Source organism: Peribacillus sp. TH27 (assembly GCF_016650915.1).
Taxonomy (GTDB): domain Bacteria; phylum Bacillota; class Bacilli; order Bacillales; family DSM-1321; genus Peribacillus; species Peribacillus butanolivorans.
In genome coordinates this window covers 328,615-342,685 of the sequence record NZ_JAEKEV010000001.1, presented here as the reverse complement: position 1 = coordinate 342,685, position 14,071 = coordinate 328,615, and the positions used below count along the sequence as shown (strand labels likewise).

At 36.4% G+C, this 14,071-nt stretch carries 13 protein-coding genes and 3 pseudogenes; 6 read left to right on the top strand and 10 right to left on the bottom strand.

Annotated elements, in window-relative coordinates:
* The first annotated feature begins 1 nt into the window (after position 1).
* A complete protein-coding gene (locus JFU24_RS01625; RefSeq protein WP_201249359.1) occupies positions 2 to 388 on the top strand; it encodes a topoisomerase C-terminal repeat-containing protein in 387 nt (128 codons plus the stop codon).
* Positions 389 to 757: 369 nt separating this feature from the next.
* Here the strand turns inward: JFU24_RS01625 and JFU24_RS01620 are convergent, their stop codons facing one another.
* Genes JFU24_RS01620 through JFU24_RS01610 form a run of 3 tightly spaced genes read right to left on the bottom strand, consistent with a single transcriptional unit; the run spans position 758 to position 2,500 of the window.
* Positions 758 to 1,894, bottom strand: a complete 1,137-nt coding sequence (locus JFU24_RS01620) for a zinc-dependent alcohol dehydrogenase (RefSeq protein WP_201183734.1) — start codon at positions 1,892 to 1,894, stop codon at positions 758 to 760.
* A 15-nt stretch (positions 1,895 to 1,909) separates the two neighbouring features.
* Complete coding sequence (locus tag JFU24_RS01615; RefSeq protein ID WP_048682441.1) at positions 1,910 to 2,272, bottom strand: spore coat protein; 363 nt, start codon at positions 2,270 to 2,272, stop codon at positions 1,910 to 1,912.
* A gap of 12 nt (positions 2,273 to 2,284) precedes the next feature.
* Positions 2,285 to 2,500, bottom strand: a complete 216-nt coding sequence (locus JFU24_RS01610) for a hypothetical protein (protein WP_048682438.1) — start codon at positions 2,498 to 2,500, stop codon at positions 2,285 to 2,287.
* Positions 2,501 to 2,687: 187 nt separating this feature from the next.
* Here JFU24_RS01610 and JFU24_RS01605 point away from each other — a divergent pair, with 187 nt between their 5' ends.
* Positions 2,688 to 2,891, top strand: coding sequence for a hypothetical protein (locus JFU24_RS01605; protein ID WP_201183733.1), 204 nt, complete (start codon positions 2,688 to 2,690; stop codon positions 2,889 to 2,891).
* Positions 2,891 to 3,190 carry a spore coat protein gene (locus tag JFU24_RS01600; protein ID WP_095394806.1) on the top strand — a complete coding sequence of 100 codons (300 nt, stop codon included), beginning with the start codon at positions 2,891 to 2,893 and terminating at the stop codon, positions 3,188 to 3,190. The genes JFU24_RS01605 and JFU24_RS01600 overlap by 1 nt, the downstream gene beginning before the upstream one ends.
* Before the next feature lie 210 nt (positions 3,191 to 3,400).
* Here the strand turns inward: JFU24_RS01600 and JFU24_RS29925 are convergent.
* The 4 genes and pseudogenes from JFU24_RS29925 to JFU24_RS01585 form a co-directional block, all read right to left on the bottom strand.
* A pseudogene (locus tag JFU24_RS29925) lies at positions 3,401 to 3,535 on the bottom strand (hypothetical protein).
* Positions 3,536 to 3,783: 248 nt separating this feature from the next.
* A pseudogene (locus JFU24_RS01595) lies at positions 3,784 to 4,068 on the bottom strand (VOC family protein); the annotation flags it as partial.
* A gap of 218 nt (positions 4,069 to 4,286) precedes the next feature.
* On the bottom strand, positions 4,287 to 5,384 hold the full coding sequence (locus JFU24_RS01590) for an L-dopachrome tautomerase-related protein (protein WP_201183730.1): 1,098 nt from the start codon (positions 5,382 to 5,384) through the stop codon (positions 4,287 to 4,289).
* 575 nt (positions 5,385 to 5,959) lie between these two features.
* Positions 5,960 to 6,829: a LysR family transcriptional regulator gene (locus tag JFU24_RS01585; RefSeq protein WP_056519673.1), complete on the bottom strand. Its 870-nt coding sequence runs from the start codon at positions 6,827 to 6,829 to the stop codon at positions 5,960 to 5,962.
* 122 nt (positions 6,830 to 6,951) lie between these two features.
* On the opposite strand from JFU24_RS01585, the gene JFU24_RS01580 reads away from it, so the two are divergent.
* A complete protein-coding gene (locus JFU24_RS01580; protein WP_201183728.1) occupies positions 6,952 to 8,214 on the top strand; it encodes a benzoate/H(+) symporter BenE family transporter in 1,263 nt (420 codons plus the stop codon).
* Positions 8,215 to 8,401: 187 nt separating this feature from the next.
* Here JFU24_RS01580 and JFU24_RS29920 read toward each other — a convergent pair.
* Together JFU24_RS29920 and JFU24_RS01575 are read right to left on the bottom strand one after the other, a co-directional pair.
* Positions 8,402 to 8,813, bottom strand: a pseudogene (locus JFU24_RS29920) (LURP-one-related/scramblase family protein); the annotation flags it as partial.
* A gap of 309 nt (positions 8,814 to 9,122) precedes the next feature.
* The gene (locus JFU24_RS01575) at positions 9,123 to 10,109 is read right to left on the bottom strand and encodes a YhdH/YhfP family quinone oxidoreductase (protein ID WP_056519667.1); all 987 of its coding nucleotides are present in this window, start codon (positions 10,107 to 10,109) and stop codon (positions 9,123 to 9,125) included.
* 103 nt (positions 10,110 to 10,212) lie between these two features.
* On the opposite strand from JFU24_RS01575, the gene JFU24_RS01570 reads away from it, so the two are divergent.
* Both JFU24_RS01570 and JFU24_RS01565 read left to right on the top strand, forming a co-directional pair.
* Positions 10,213 to 10,632, top strand: a complete 420-nt coding sequence (locus JFU24_RS01570) for a MarR family winged helix-turn-helix transcriptional regulator (protein WP_056519665.1) — start codon at positions 10,213 to 10,215, stop codon at positions 10,630 to 10,632.
* A gap of 418 nt (positions 10,633 to 11,050) precedes the next feature.
* Positions 11,051 to 11,872 carry an STAS domain-containing protein gene (locus tag JFU24_RS01565; protein WP_201249357.1) on the top strand — a complete coding sequence of 274 codons (822 nt, stop codon included), beginning with the start codon at positions 11,051 to 11,053 and terminating at the stop codon, positions 11,870 to 11,872.
* Positions 11,873 to 12,965: 1,093 nt separating this feature from the next.
* Here JFU24_RS01565 and JFU24_RS01560 read toward each other — a convergent pair.
* Positions 12,966 to 14,054: a GerAB/ArcD/ProY family transporter gene (locus JFU24_RS01560; protein WP_201249356.1), complete on the bottom strand. Its 1,089-nt coding sequence runs from the start codon at positions 14,052 to 14,054 to the stop codon at positions 12,966 to 12,968.
* Positions 14,055 to 14,071: the final 17 nt, after the last annotated feature.

Sequence of the window (14,071 nt, the reverse complement as noted above, 5' to 3'; positions counted from 1 at the left end):
CTTGGAAGCTATTGAGGATAATCTTCTTCGGATATCAGTCATCGTAATCGCTTTGATCAAATTTCCGGAATATTCAAGTGGGTGTAAACAGACATTCCCATCTCAAATGCTTGGAAAAAAAGGGACAGAAAAACATGTGAAAGATTTATGCACCAAGAAGAAAACAAGTGTGATCAAAGGGATGAAACCGAAGACAAAAGAAAAGAAGCCTTTTGATGCTTCTCTTGTTTTGAAAGATGATGGATCGATTGAATTTGCAAAAAAAACATTTGCTAAATCAAAGCAACAAACTAAAACCCCTATAACAATTGATAGGGATTTTACCATGAAAGAGTATATGCCGAATGATTCGCTGAATGAATCTACTTACTGCTATAACCTTTTCTGATTTTGATCTCCAAAGAAAAGAAAAAGTATATGTGAAAAATCCAAACGAAAGAAGTAAAAAATAACGAAAACCCTATAACTAATTTGCCCCTTATAGTTTTTGTAGGTCGTGGGTTTTACTTAATGAAAAAAACTCTTTGAAAAAAGATAGCTTAGAGCACAAAAAAAACGATTTTCCCTTAACGTGGGGTAAAATCGTCTTTTCTGGTACTTAATTTGAATAAGGTAAATGTAGCTCTCAAGACAGGGGTGTTCACTTTTCTTAAATCTTCTTCTATGCGTATTTAAACCAGAAGTAAAAATCACTTCCAAAAGTTAAAAAAGGGTTTGATACCTTCAAATCTATTTTTCCAAATGAAAACAACCATCTTTATGGCTTAAGGACCACTTTAATACATCCATCTGTCCTTGTATCAAATACTTCATACCCATGCTTTGCTTGGTCAATTGGAAGTACATGGGTTACAACATCGCCAGGATCTACTTTTCCTTCTGATATTAGTTTATAAAGGTAGGGCATATAAGGAATAACAGGAGCCTGACCTGTTTTAATTTCCACGTTTCTTTGGAAAATATCTCCTAGGGGGAATCCATTATAACGGCCGCCATAAACGCCTGTTATTTGTATAGTTCCCGCCTTACGCACGGCTTGAGACGCAATTACAATCCCTCCCATGGCTCCCCCATGTAATTTAAGACCCGATGCAAGATATTCCATCGGAGTCATTTTGCCACTCATCCCGGAACAGTCAATAACGATATCTGCACCACCTTTAGTGATTTCTTTAAGGTATTCGCCAGTATTTTCATATTGTGCAAAATTTACGGTTTCGACTTTATTCGTCCTTTTTGCATGCTCTAAACGATAGTCGAGATGGTCGACAGCAATCACTCTTTTCGCCCCTTTAAACCAAGCGAATTTTTGAGTAAGTAGACCTACAGGACCGCAGCCTAAAACGATAACCGTATCGCCAGATTTAACACCTGCGTGATCTACACTCCAGAATGCTGTGGATGCTGCATCAGCGAGCAACACCAATTTTTCATCTTCTACCTCGCAGTCTTCTGGGATTTTGAAAGGGGTAAAGTTTCCATAAGGAACACGCATATATTCAGCTTGCCCGCCAGCATACCCACCAGTTGTTTCTGAGTATCCAAAAAAACCACCCATTTCCCCATGAGGATTTGAATTATCGCACTGACTTGTAAGGTCGTGGTCGCAATACCAGCAGCTCCCGCAGCTAACGTTAAAGGGGATAATGACCCGGTCTCCCTTCTTTACCTTAGTTACCCCTGGTCCAACTTCCTCAACAACCCCCATCGGCTCATGACCAATGACATAATCTGTAGGCATATTGGGAATTAATTGATGAATTAAGTGCAAATCGGAGCCGCAAATCGCTGAAGTAGTGACTTTTACAATAATATCATCCGAATTTTTGATGTTAGGGTCTTTAACTTCTTTAACCTGTACATTTTTATTGCCCTGGTAAGTTACGGCTTTCATGATGCTTTTCCTCCTTTATTTATTCGGCGTTGCGAACATGCCGAGTCTGTCAGTATCATTCGGGAAAAGATTCATTCCAGCGATACTAACCGCCATATCGGCTGATTTCAAATCTAATTCCACCTGTTTACCTACATCGTTCGGATAAAGCCAGCCCTTCCTGATCATTAAATCGGATAACTCACCATGTAAGTCAATAGATTGCTCCATTTGCTGGTACAATGCTTTTCTCAATGCGGGATTCGCTGTTTCAGATAATGCAATACCATAAGTATGAATCCCACTTTTGATAGAGAGTAGAAAATCTAACGCGAAAGAGGAATCAGCCATTTCCGGCATATGTTCAGCGCCTTGAGGATCTAAAAAATCCATTTCCATTTAAATTTCACCTCATTTTTCATAGTTTGTTCGGGCTTCTTTATAAAAACCCTTTAGCTCGTTTATAGCAGCTATAGATTGTTGTACGTCTTTTTCCATTAATGCTTTTAAGTCATTGTCAAAGCAAATTCCTTGCATTAATTTAGATCTCATTAAACCTATTGTTTTAAAATTTAAAATTTCATGCGTTTCCATGGTTTCATGAAATGCCAAGCTTTCATTTTCCATACGTTAACCTCCCTAATCTATATAACAAAAATACCTTTCCCAGTTCATCTGTTTGTTATACGGAATATTGACCGATAGGTAGTTTTTATCGCAAAATATACGTTACCTTTGCAAATGATGATGTATAAAAACTTTTGTATTACGAAAGATATGTAAGTGAATTCTCAAAGAAATGGAGTGAAAAATCATGACCAAAAATTTAGGACTGCATGAAACTTTAGAGGCGCACGAAATTTTAACTTTCAAGAGTCTTTGTCTAACAAAGTCCTCTTCAATGAGCAGTTTAGTGCAGGATACAGAACTACAAAATATTCTATTAAAAGACATGAGCACTGGGACACAAGATATTCATAAACTGCAGGAAATTCTGACAAATCGAGGGGAACAGTAATGACAAATTTTTTGCAAAATATGGCGGGGATGGGTGGCATGACTGATCAGGTGATTGCAACGGACTTCTTAATATCCGCAAAATCAGGAATTAGAAATATTGCATTTGCCATTACAGAAACAAAAACACCTGAATTGAAAGCAGCCTTAAGAGAACAGCTTCGTGTCGCTGTAGAAAGACACGGAGAGATAAGTAACTATATGATTTCAAAAGGTTACTATCATCCACATGATTTAAGTGAACAATTACAAGTTGATTTAAATACAGCAAATACAGCCCTAAACCTTCCTCAACAATAAAGTCAACTCATGGATGTGAAAACAGACAGATTACACAGAGGTACGGGCAAATGGAAAAAAAGCAATGAATTTCTCGAACTTGAGATACATTGCTTTTTTTAGGGGTATATTATAGAAAGTCCTTAGCAAAACAGAGGAATAATGGTAATGTAGATGCTCCAATCTATAAGCTGTTGTGTTTTAACTAATTTTACTTCTTTCTTAATAGGGTTAAATCGATTTCTTCATGCCACACTCTCTGCATTTACGAATATATTTAACCGAACTTTCAAACTAAGTGTTACCGCAATTGTCATAGCGACCACTAACGATGTCAGGATAATCTTCGTAGTCATAAATAATTATGGTGTCATATTCCTTTTTTCCTCTAGAATTTCTTCAGATAAAGTAAAATCACCTTCACTATTTATTTGATTATATATATTCTACGAGAGGCGGAATGCTCCGCTTATCAAGACCTAAATTATAAAAAACCTTAATAAATAAAGGAGAACACATATTAGCCATGTATAATATGTACTCTCCTTTTATCTTTTAATGAACTGACGCACCCGCTAGTTCCATAAGAAACTCCTATGGCGGCGCTCCTCGCCGCCACCATCTACTACGAATTTGGCTTCCGCTTCGTAATAATTATCGACACCCATTGTACAAGCAAACCCATTAAGAGCTTGGCCTGCTTCCGGGAGAGGACTTTGACGCTGCATCAAAGCACCATTAATCCCAGGTTCATTCTCATCGCCAGTCCCCGCTCCCAAGTAAGGCATTCCTGCGAAATCACTCCAATCTTGAAATGACCATCCAAATACCTCACCATAAAATTTCTTTGCCCGTTCCATGTCATCCACATGAATTTCGAAGTGAACTAATCTTCCCATGATTACCTCCTAGTTTTGTTCAAAATTTTTCCTCTTACCGTAAGTTGATACTTATGTAGCTTCATGCCTATGGTGCTTTATTTATATTTTTAAATCTAAGATGAAGCAGGCTTTTCAATTTGAGTTAAGTCACTTCTTTATTATAGGACAGTTGGGGGGGAATATCTGACAAAAAAGGCAGCTCCCTGATGGGGGATAGCTACCTTCGTTTACGATTACTATGAAAAGGTAGGAGCAGGGAATTCATCAATTCTCATACGAAGTAAACTATATGGTTTTTCTCGCAGATCTCTTCCATAATGAAATCTCGCCTGCCGATGTAATTGATTCACAATGACATATAAGTATTGATTGGGGCCAATCGAAAAAGTATCCGGCCATAAAATTCTCGGGTCATGTGCGATGGTTTCCATTGCGCCATTCGGCAATATCTTCCGGATACTATTGTTTTCATAGTCTCCCGCATAAACGGTTCCTTTTGCGCCGGTGACCATTCCATCAGACGCACCTTTTTCCCCCCAATACTGCACATATTGGGATAAATTCAGGTCCTGTATCCTTCTGTCTCTTAGGGCTTCTGTTGAGATCGAGAACAGCTGACGGCTGGTTAGCGGAGCATAAAATAAAACCTTTCCATCAGGAGAAATCGCTAAACTATCGGAAGCCAATCTAAATGGGAAAGTCGAGCCGTCCGGGTTTCGATTCATCAAAATTTCACCTTCTACTTTCGGTAAAAAATAGGGATCAGGTGAAGTTGATATTGCCCCATTTAACCGTCTAAACGCGTTCCCATTTTCTAAATCTACGACGATAATAGCCCCTGGCCCTCTGGAAGAAGAATCCGTTATATATGCATAGCCTGCTCTTCCAACCCGAAAATCCAAACGGACATCATTCAGATAAGTTGTTGGCAAGACAACATCTTCTGTAAAGGTATATACTCTCCTTATTGTATTCGTGCTTAAATCAACAGCAACTAATTTTGCTCCCCCTTGAATAGGTTCAGAAAAATTTGGTGCCCCTGTATCTAGTACCCAAAGTGTTCCTCTTCCATCAGCAACGATACTTTGGACACTGACGAAAGACATCGTAATATTCCCAGTATTAACTAAATTGGTTTCTACACTGGGATAAGGCTGCAATTCACCCTCAACAATTTCCGCCACAGTAAATTGAACGTCGTCTCCCCATTTCGGAAAGCATACAAAAATACGACCGGTTTCGGAAACGCTGACACCTGTAGGCATAGCCCCATAAAAAGCATGCACCAGTTCAAACTGCCCAAAATATTTTTCCATAGGTAACATAGGTTGCATGATATCCTCCTCATCAAATCCGAACGGATATCACCTATATATGATGAAAATTTTTTGTAGTGCATGGTTCTTGATAAATTTTCTATCGTGATGGATGCTGTGGGTTTATTAGTCCAGGAGAAACATGGGAGTTTCGATAAAGTGATTCAAACTTCCATGTTTCTCCAAAGACGGGGAATGAGAGCATCTGAATTTATGTTTGCAGTCAATTTTAGAACTAACATAAAAACTATTATGATTTGCTCCCGTCCAGCAGCCTGGTTAGAAAATAAATCTGTCTCCTTTAAAGGGGAGTATTTTTAAGTTTAGTGTAACTTTTTCATCCTGAGCATAAGTAAGAATTTTTAGAAGCCTATAAAGTGGGCGGATATTCATTTAATATAGATTATTTAAGAACCTCATTTACTTATGATACGGTTCCCCGTAACGAATCTAAATGAGGTTATAAAACCATGATATATTTTATTTTTCATTTAAAGATCTACTTTACCACAGTCAAAACTAATACCTGTTTCATTTTATTTGCCATTTTTCAACGTTGAAGTCTTTTACTTTTGAATAAATAATTTTGGTGTCTAAAAAAGTTTTAAAAATTCTTTTGCTGCTTTTGATAAATAACTATTCTTCCTCCAAATTACTTTGGGTTCAGATATTAAGGTCTGATCCTTTAGCTGAATGACTCTCAATCCTCCCAATGAATGGAGGGATAATAACGAGAGCGGTAAGATCGTTGCACCAAACCCCGATGAAACGAGACCAAGTAACATAATTAAATCCTGACATTCGCACAGTATATTTGGTTCTAAATCTAACCGTTGAAATTCATTGACAATTTGTCCATACGCACCTAAACCATAGTTTGGTCGCAGAAGAATCAATGGCAAATCGATGATTTCCTCTAACCTGCATTGTTCTGATCCACTCCACGTCCATTTTTCAGGCAAAACAAGCACATATGGGTCACTTTCCAATGTCATTTGAGAGATACTTTTTTCCGTTATTGGACTATTTGTTATCGCAATCTCAATCTGACGTTTAGATAACATTTTTATGAGATGAATCGTTTCACCTTCCCATACTTTGAAAGTAAGACCAGGATTTTTCTCACGAATATCTACCACCTTGGAAAGAATTAAAGATGCACAATAAAGATTGGATCCAACAGATAAAATCCCACTGGTGTCTTTCCTCAATTCTTGAACTTCTACCATTGTTTCATCAAGTTTATTTAAAAGTTCTTTTGCTCGAAGAAGTAATCTTTCCCCCTCCAAGGTTAAATTAAGACTTTTGTTATCTCGATCAAATAAAATGACGCCTAGCTCTTCTTCCATTTGTTTGAGTTGTCTGCTCAAAGGGGGTTGAGCAATATTTAATTTCTTTGCAGCTGTCGTGATCTTACCTTCTTCTGCTATAGTGACAAAGTATTTTAACTGTCGAATATCCAAGATGAAACCTCCATCATACCTAAAAGATATAGTAAAAAGATAAAACAGATATTTTAAGTATTGATAAATTAAGTATACACTACGATGTAGTGTAATTCATAAGTTGAAGGGGAGTGACTTTGTTGTTCAAAAAAAATACCATACAATTTCCAAAGCTTTTATCAGTTGGGAATATATCGAATGGATTTGTGGCCTGGCTTTTTGGTTCAGCAGGACCATTATTAATTGTTTTACAAGCTGCTGCAAAAGGTCATTTGTCTGGTAGCATAACCAGCTCATGGATTTTCGCCATTTATGGAATGGGGGGACTCCTAACGCTCATCGTTTCCTTATATTATGGGCAACCCATAGGCTATGCCTTTTCAATACCTGGAGCCATTCTTGTCGGCTCAAGCTTAACCCATTATTCTTTCAACCAAGTGGTTGGTGCCTATATTATAACCGGGATCCTTATTTTTCTTTTAGGATTATCTGGCCTTGTTACAAAATTGATGAAGGTTTTGCCTATGCCAGTTATGATGGGGATGGTGTCAGGCGTCTTACTCCCTTTCGGAACTGAAATGATCGGCTCGGTTGTAAAAAATCCTTTACTCAACGGAATCCCTTTACTTGTCTTTCTTGCTCTTTCTTTTTTCTTACGATTTTCAAAAAAGTTTCCGCCTATATTAGGAGCGATCATTGCAGCAATTCTTTGTCTTAAATTTTTGCCGAACGTTTCTGTACAGCCTATCCATATAACAATGGGCATTCCCCATTTTATAATTCCATCATTTAGTTTTTCCGTTGTAGGGGAACTTGTCATTCCATTACTCTTAACGGTTATTGCCATTCAAAATGCCCAAGGGATTGCTATGTTAGAGACCCATGGCTATCGTCCACCGATCAATGCCATGACCAATTGGAGCGGAATCGGTACCATTATAAATGCTTTTTTTGGGGGTCACCCAGCCTGTATTGCAGGTCCCATGACGGGCTTACTTGTTAATAAAGAATCAGGCAAACTTGAACATAGGTATGTCGCTGCTATTGTATTAGGAGTATTATCCTGTCTATTAGCTCTTTTCTCTCCAATAGCTTCGCAAATTCCATATGTCATTCCTACCTCATTAATTCAATTACTAGGTGGCGTTGCCATGATTAGTGTACTGGTTGACTCTTTGAAAATGAGTTTCTCTGGTCCATTCAAATCAGGCGCCCTCTTTTCCTTTATAATCACAATCTCTGGGATCTCTATTCTCCATATTGGAGCACCATTCTGGGGTCTGGTTGGGGGTACCTTGGCCACCGTATTCTTGGATAAACAAGATTTTTATAAATCCAAATCAAGTGACCAAAACAATGAAACTAACTTGAGTGAAGCTCTTTACAAGGACAAAATTTCCTAACACCGTTTCTTTAGACCTCGGATACATCTCATGACAAAATAAATGACACCTAGACATAGTGCAGTCTAGGTGTCATTTATTTCTTTGTATAGAATAAAAACCTCATATACTTATGATACGATTCACCGCACATATTCAAGCTGTGATTTTTTAAAAACTGTCAGCCTTTTTATTTTACACTTCTACTTTAAATCGACGCTGCTGATGAAGCAGCTGCTTGATCAGCCTTCACACAATCAATTGCAACAACGAGTGCAATAATAATGGTTTCCATCTCTTCATCTATTATTTGAACCTGTAGCTATCGCCCCAAGTGAACCACTCCTTGCCCACTTCACCTCGATTTTACCATGCTGTAAAACTTGAAAATCCATATCCAACCAATTACCATGTACTTCAATGTCTGCCGCATCAATTGTATATCGTGCTTTTAAGAAGAAATTCCTTCTTTATTGTTAATACCTCTCGACCATTCACCTCAACCAAAACTTTGGTAAAATGCTGAACACCTTTTTCGTAATGAGTGCTACTTCATCTCTTGCTGTATTCATAATGGAGAAAGTCTTTGGAACTTGCATAAAACTTCCCTCCATGTAATATTTAAGTCTTTTACATTACTTACGTTTGAAATGGGCATTGGTTCCAATATTATGCATTAAATTCCAAATAATAGTTTCACTTAAAAGCGCCTTCTTTTCGGTTCACCACTATTTATCCTTACTAATTTACCTTTTGTAAAGTCAGCAATTCTTCCTTCGCAATCTGGCCCAATTGTTGAATAACTCCTTATGTACTCTTCAACTAGCTGCCCCGATGGTTCCATAAGAAAAAGCTGACTTAAAGACAGCTCTGATCTTCAGCTAACTAAGATAAGCGTTGTTTACTTCTTGAAAAAGGTTAAATGTTTTTTAATATTTAATAATTGTTCTTCCCAAATGGTGACCATTTTTAATCGCTTCAATCGTTTGAGGTAATTCTTCAAGTGAAATTTCACTTATTAGAGTAGTTTGAGAAATATTCCATTCATTCGCTATTTTCTCCCAAATATAACCACGGTCTTTGATTGGTACATTTACAGAATCAATTCCCAAAAGGTTAATTCCTCTAAGTATAAACGGCAATACTGTTGATGTTAGTTTTATACCACCTGCATTCCCACACATACTCATACTTCCACCATAAGAAATTTGAGGAATTAATACAGAAGCAATTTCCCCACCAACAGTATCTAGGACAAAGTCAAACTTTTGCTTATTTAATGGTTTATTTTGCACTCCTAATTCATTTACAAAAATGACATCGGTAGCTCCTAAAGATATAGCTACCTCTATTTGGTGTTCTTTTCGAACTAAAGCAGCAATATTTTTGTAACCAATTTTAGATAAAATTTGTAAAGCAATACTACCTACTCCACCAGTTGAACCAGTGACTAGAATCCTAGGGTTTTTAATTATATCCATACCTTTCTCCTCTAAAGCTATGATAGAAAGGGCAGCCGTAAACCCTGCTGTTCCAAAAACCATAGCATCTTTTAAGGATAAGTTGACTGGCATAGGAACAATCCAATCTCCAGGGACTCTAGCATATTCTGCAAATCCTCCTGTATGGCTCATCCCCATAGCAAAACCTGTAACAACAACTTTCTGTCCCTCTGTGTAACGATTATCTGTTGTATGAACAATGGTTCCACTTAAATCAATTCCGGGGATCATTGGGTAATTCCGAATAACTCCTCCATTTTTTTGAACAGCTAACATATCCTTATAGTTTATTGAAGAATATGACACCTTAATTAAAACCTCGCCGTCCGAAAGACTGTCAAGATTAACATCTTCCAAACCATAAATTACTTGATCATGTTTTTCTTTTACAATAATTGCCTTGAATGTATTCATAGATATCTACCTCCTTTTTGATACAAAACATTTTTGCAACAAAAATGTTTCATTACAAAAACTAACATGATATTATAGGTAATGTCAATATGGAGGAGATACTATGGAATTAAAAGATTGCATGAACTTTTTACTAAGTGCTAGTCAGAATAAAGTTTTTAAATATTTCAGCAAGCTTTTAGAGGAATTTGGAGTAACACCAGCTCAATATGGTGTGTTGAATTGTTTGTGGAGAGAAGGACAATTATCCCCTAAACAAATTGGAGAAATGGTATATTTAGAAGCCCCTACTGTCTCTGGGATATTAGATAAAATGCAAAAAGCTGAATTAATAGAACGTTCGGTAGATCCAAAAAATCGTAGAAATGTTTTAGTGATGGCTACTCAAAAATCTAAAGAAATCAGAGATGAAGTTGAAGCTGCAACAATTAAGTTGAATAATAAGGTTCTTCAAAACTTGTCGGATAATGATAAAGTAGTACTAAAAAAAGCATTAAATACAATAATAAAGTCTGATTTTTAACGATATGTAGCCAATATAATAACACTTATTTTCTTAACCTACGGTTGGAACAGTACTTGGTTGGAGTGTAAATTTGCAGATTAGCTCTACCTAATTTGTTAATATAAAAAAATTAAATTAGCCCCCCCTCATAATGGTTGATGGGGGGCCTGACTACGTTGTAAAATGTAAGACTTATAAATCCCATTGTTAAACTTACCTGCCCCTTTAGTTGCATAAAGAAAAAGCTGCCTTAAAGAGAGCTCTGATCTTCAGATAACGCCCGTTAGTTTAAGTAAAAATCTTAACAAGATTCAATTAACATAAATACATCCATTTTCCCTTTAAAGTAGAAGCTTATTATAGTGTAAACGGGTTTAGTAATTATAATTACAGGGTAATTAAGGTTTTGGTATATAAAAAATAGGGGGATTAAATTATGAAGGGGTCACTAGATACATATAAATTACTGGAATTCATCCAAGAAAATAAAGCGGATTTTGAAAATTCATTATTAAACGAAGCATCTAATGTGAAAGAAAAAATTGAAGAAATTTTAACGATCGGTAATATTGACCTGATAAATAATGCCCATAGGCTGATTCAATACATTATTGAGGCTAAAGAACAGGAGCTTCAATCATTTGCTACACAAGAAGGTATAGCTTGGGCGACACACGCAATTCCATTAACTTTCAAATTAGAGTGGGTGCAAGCCATTCGAAGGACCTTGTGGAGGTCCCTACAAGAATATAACGAGGTAAAGAATAAGGTTATTACTGAAGAATTTTTTTCGGTAGAAAAACAAGTTAATAATCAGGTAGACAGATTTTTAAATGTTTTTTTTATTACATATTCTCAATACAAAGATTCGTTGATAATGGCTCAAAAAGAATTGGTTGAAAATCTTTCAGTGCCTATAATACCAATAACACCCACTATATGTATTTTGCCTCTTATTGGTGCGGTTGATCTTTACCGAACGAATATTCTCGAGGAAAAAGTTTTAATAGAGATTGGAAAATTACGTATTCAAACATTGATTATGGACTTATCTGGAATTATGGAAATCGAGGCCGATGTAATTGATCATTTAATGAAGATTATAGACGGCACTTCATTAATGGGATGTACCACTGTGATTACCGGGTTAAGAGCTGAAGTGGTTAGTAGTATGATAAACGTAGGAATAAGATTAAATGAAAAAGCACAAACATTAGGAACTTTACAACAAGCATTGAATAAATACTTATTAAGTTAAACACGGGGAATTTTAGAGGAGAGTGCTTTGCCGACTCTTTTTTCTTATTCAATATATTCTGACCAACTGTCTAAATATTTGTTCCTGCCCGGCAGTTACGCCTTGGTATAAGCTATAGTTAGGGTATTTAGTTTTTAATTCAACACTAATCAAATCATTTTTTTCTTCAACTAAAATGCTGGTACATAAAGAATGTGCTGCCTTAAAAACAGCTCCTGTTTTCAGCTAAAGCACCCGTTAGCAATCAGCGCAAATATCAGCGCTTCACCACAGAGAATGAAAATTGGTCTCTATGTCGATAATGTTTTAATGGCTGGCGAAGAATGTCGTTGAACTATGGTACCTTTGAGCCCATCCGTTAGTCTGACTCCGACGACCACGGTGTACCACCGACTGTCGCGCCCTTTATGGGTAGCACTCATGGGAGATTAATCCTTTTTTGATCGTCGCGCTAGCCTTTACTTAATTTGCAATGATTGGAGGTTTTTGTTTAACGATTTACCAAACTCAATTAGATCACTCATAAGGCTCAACCTATTTTTAAAAAGCGTTTTTACTGGGTCTATTTTGTTGTGGTTTTTTCTGGATTTTGAGCTTTTTTAATTTTCATGGGAGCTCAATTAGAAAATACGATACCTCTTATTAAAGTATCGCACTCATTAGTTTAAGAAGTACACATCATTAATTAATCAAATGGTTCTCTTCAATTTTCTTTTCTTATTTAAATCTGTAATTAATATTAAAACTAAGATTCTTCGGCTTATTCCAAATATAATTGCACCTCCCCTACTTACTCCCATTCCTACAAACCCCCTAATTAACTTCAACCACCAAAATGCGTTATGATACCTAAATTTACAAAAACCAATGGAGAAATATATAATGGTAAGCTTGATTTGTGTTAGAACATCAGTGTGACAAATCCCCGACGCAATAAGGCGAACTAAAACCTCACTTAGTTTAGGATCATCCATTGTAATTTCTGTGATTTGGAATGGTTCACCTTCCCAAATGTAACTGCTGACCTTTTCTGTTGAATCCTTACAAAACGATCTGCCCAGATTGTATTATAAGTTTCTAGAAGCTTGCTATCCTACTTAGTTATTTTATGCTTAATATGAATGTACAAAAAGAGAAAAGGGATATATAGATACACAAAGTAAAAAGCAATGTTTGAATACATATCATTCAATCGCTCTATTTGACTCCACTCTTTGAGCACATTAGCTAAAATAAAGAATAGGACCAGTACAATGAACAGACTTATACGTTGTTTCACATTTATTACTTTCTTAATAGCACGACAACCTGCCCATATTTTCACACTGATATTGGGTAATACGAGAAGTAACCAAATCGAAACAACGATAAATTCGACTCTTTCTATTAGAGGGAATTTCGCAATTTTCATTTGAGCTAATGTTGGCCATATTGTATGGTTTAATTGTCCTTCACTAAAGAAGACAAATGTGATGAGTGCTATTATTAGATAAAGTAAGCTTGAGAACAAAAGTCCAAAATGGGCCCATTTTTGTGATCTGTCTGGATTTTTTATGAATGGGTAGAACATGAATAAGGTCTCAAAGCCAACATACTGAAATAACATAGCTTTAGAGGATGATACGATTTCCTTCACAGAGTGGTTAAAGACGGGTAATAAATTGTGAAAATTGGAAAATTCCAATGAAAAAAAATTAAGGGGAAACAGGATAATAAAAGGTATGATAGTTCCCCAGAAACACATTCCAGTAATCACGCGGAATCCACCGGATACAACGTAATAAATGAGTACTAGAAGAATGAGGCTTATTTGCCAGGTCTTCATTAAGGGAAACAGCCAAACTTGAACAACTTCAATATAAACACGGAAAACAATTAACGCTAATATAAGAAAGTAGAAAATCACAAAAATGTTGAACAGTCCGCCAATCCATTTTCCAAAGCAAAATTTGTGAACATGTATGACATCATTATTAGCAATTCCAAGAATACGATAGATCATCCAAACTAGTATATGAATGCTTATACTTGATAAAATGATGGAAATCCATGCATCATAACCTGCGTCCTTCGTTATATCTCGTTGAAAACTCATGATTCCTATGCCAATAATATTCGTGTAGATCAGAAAGAAAACGTAAAAGGAAGATACTAAATGTCGTTCGTCTAGTAATGATTTCACGTGGTTCCTCCTCTTAT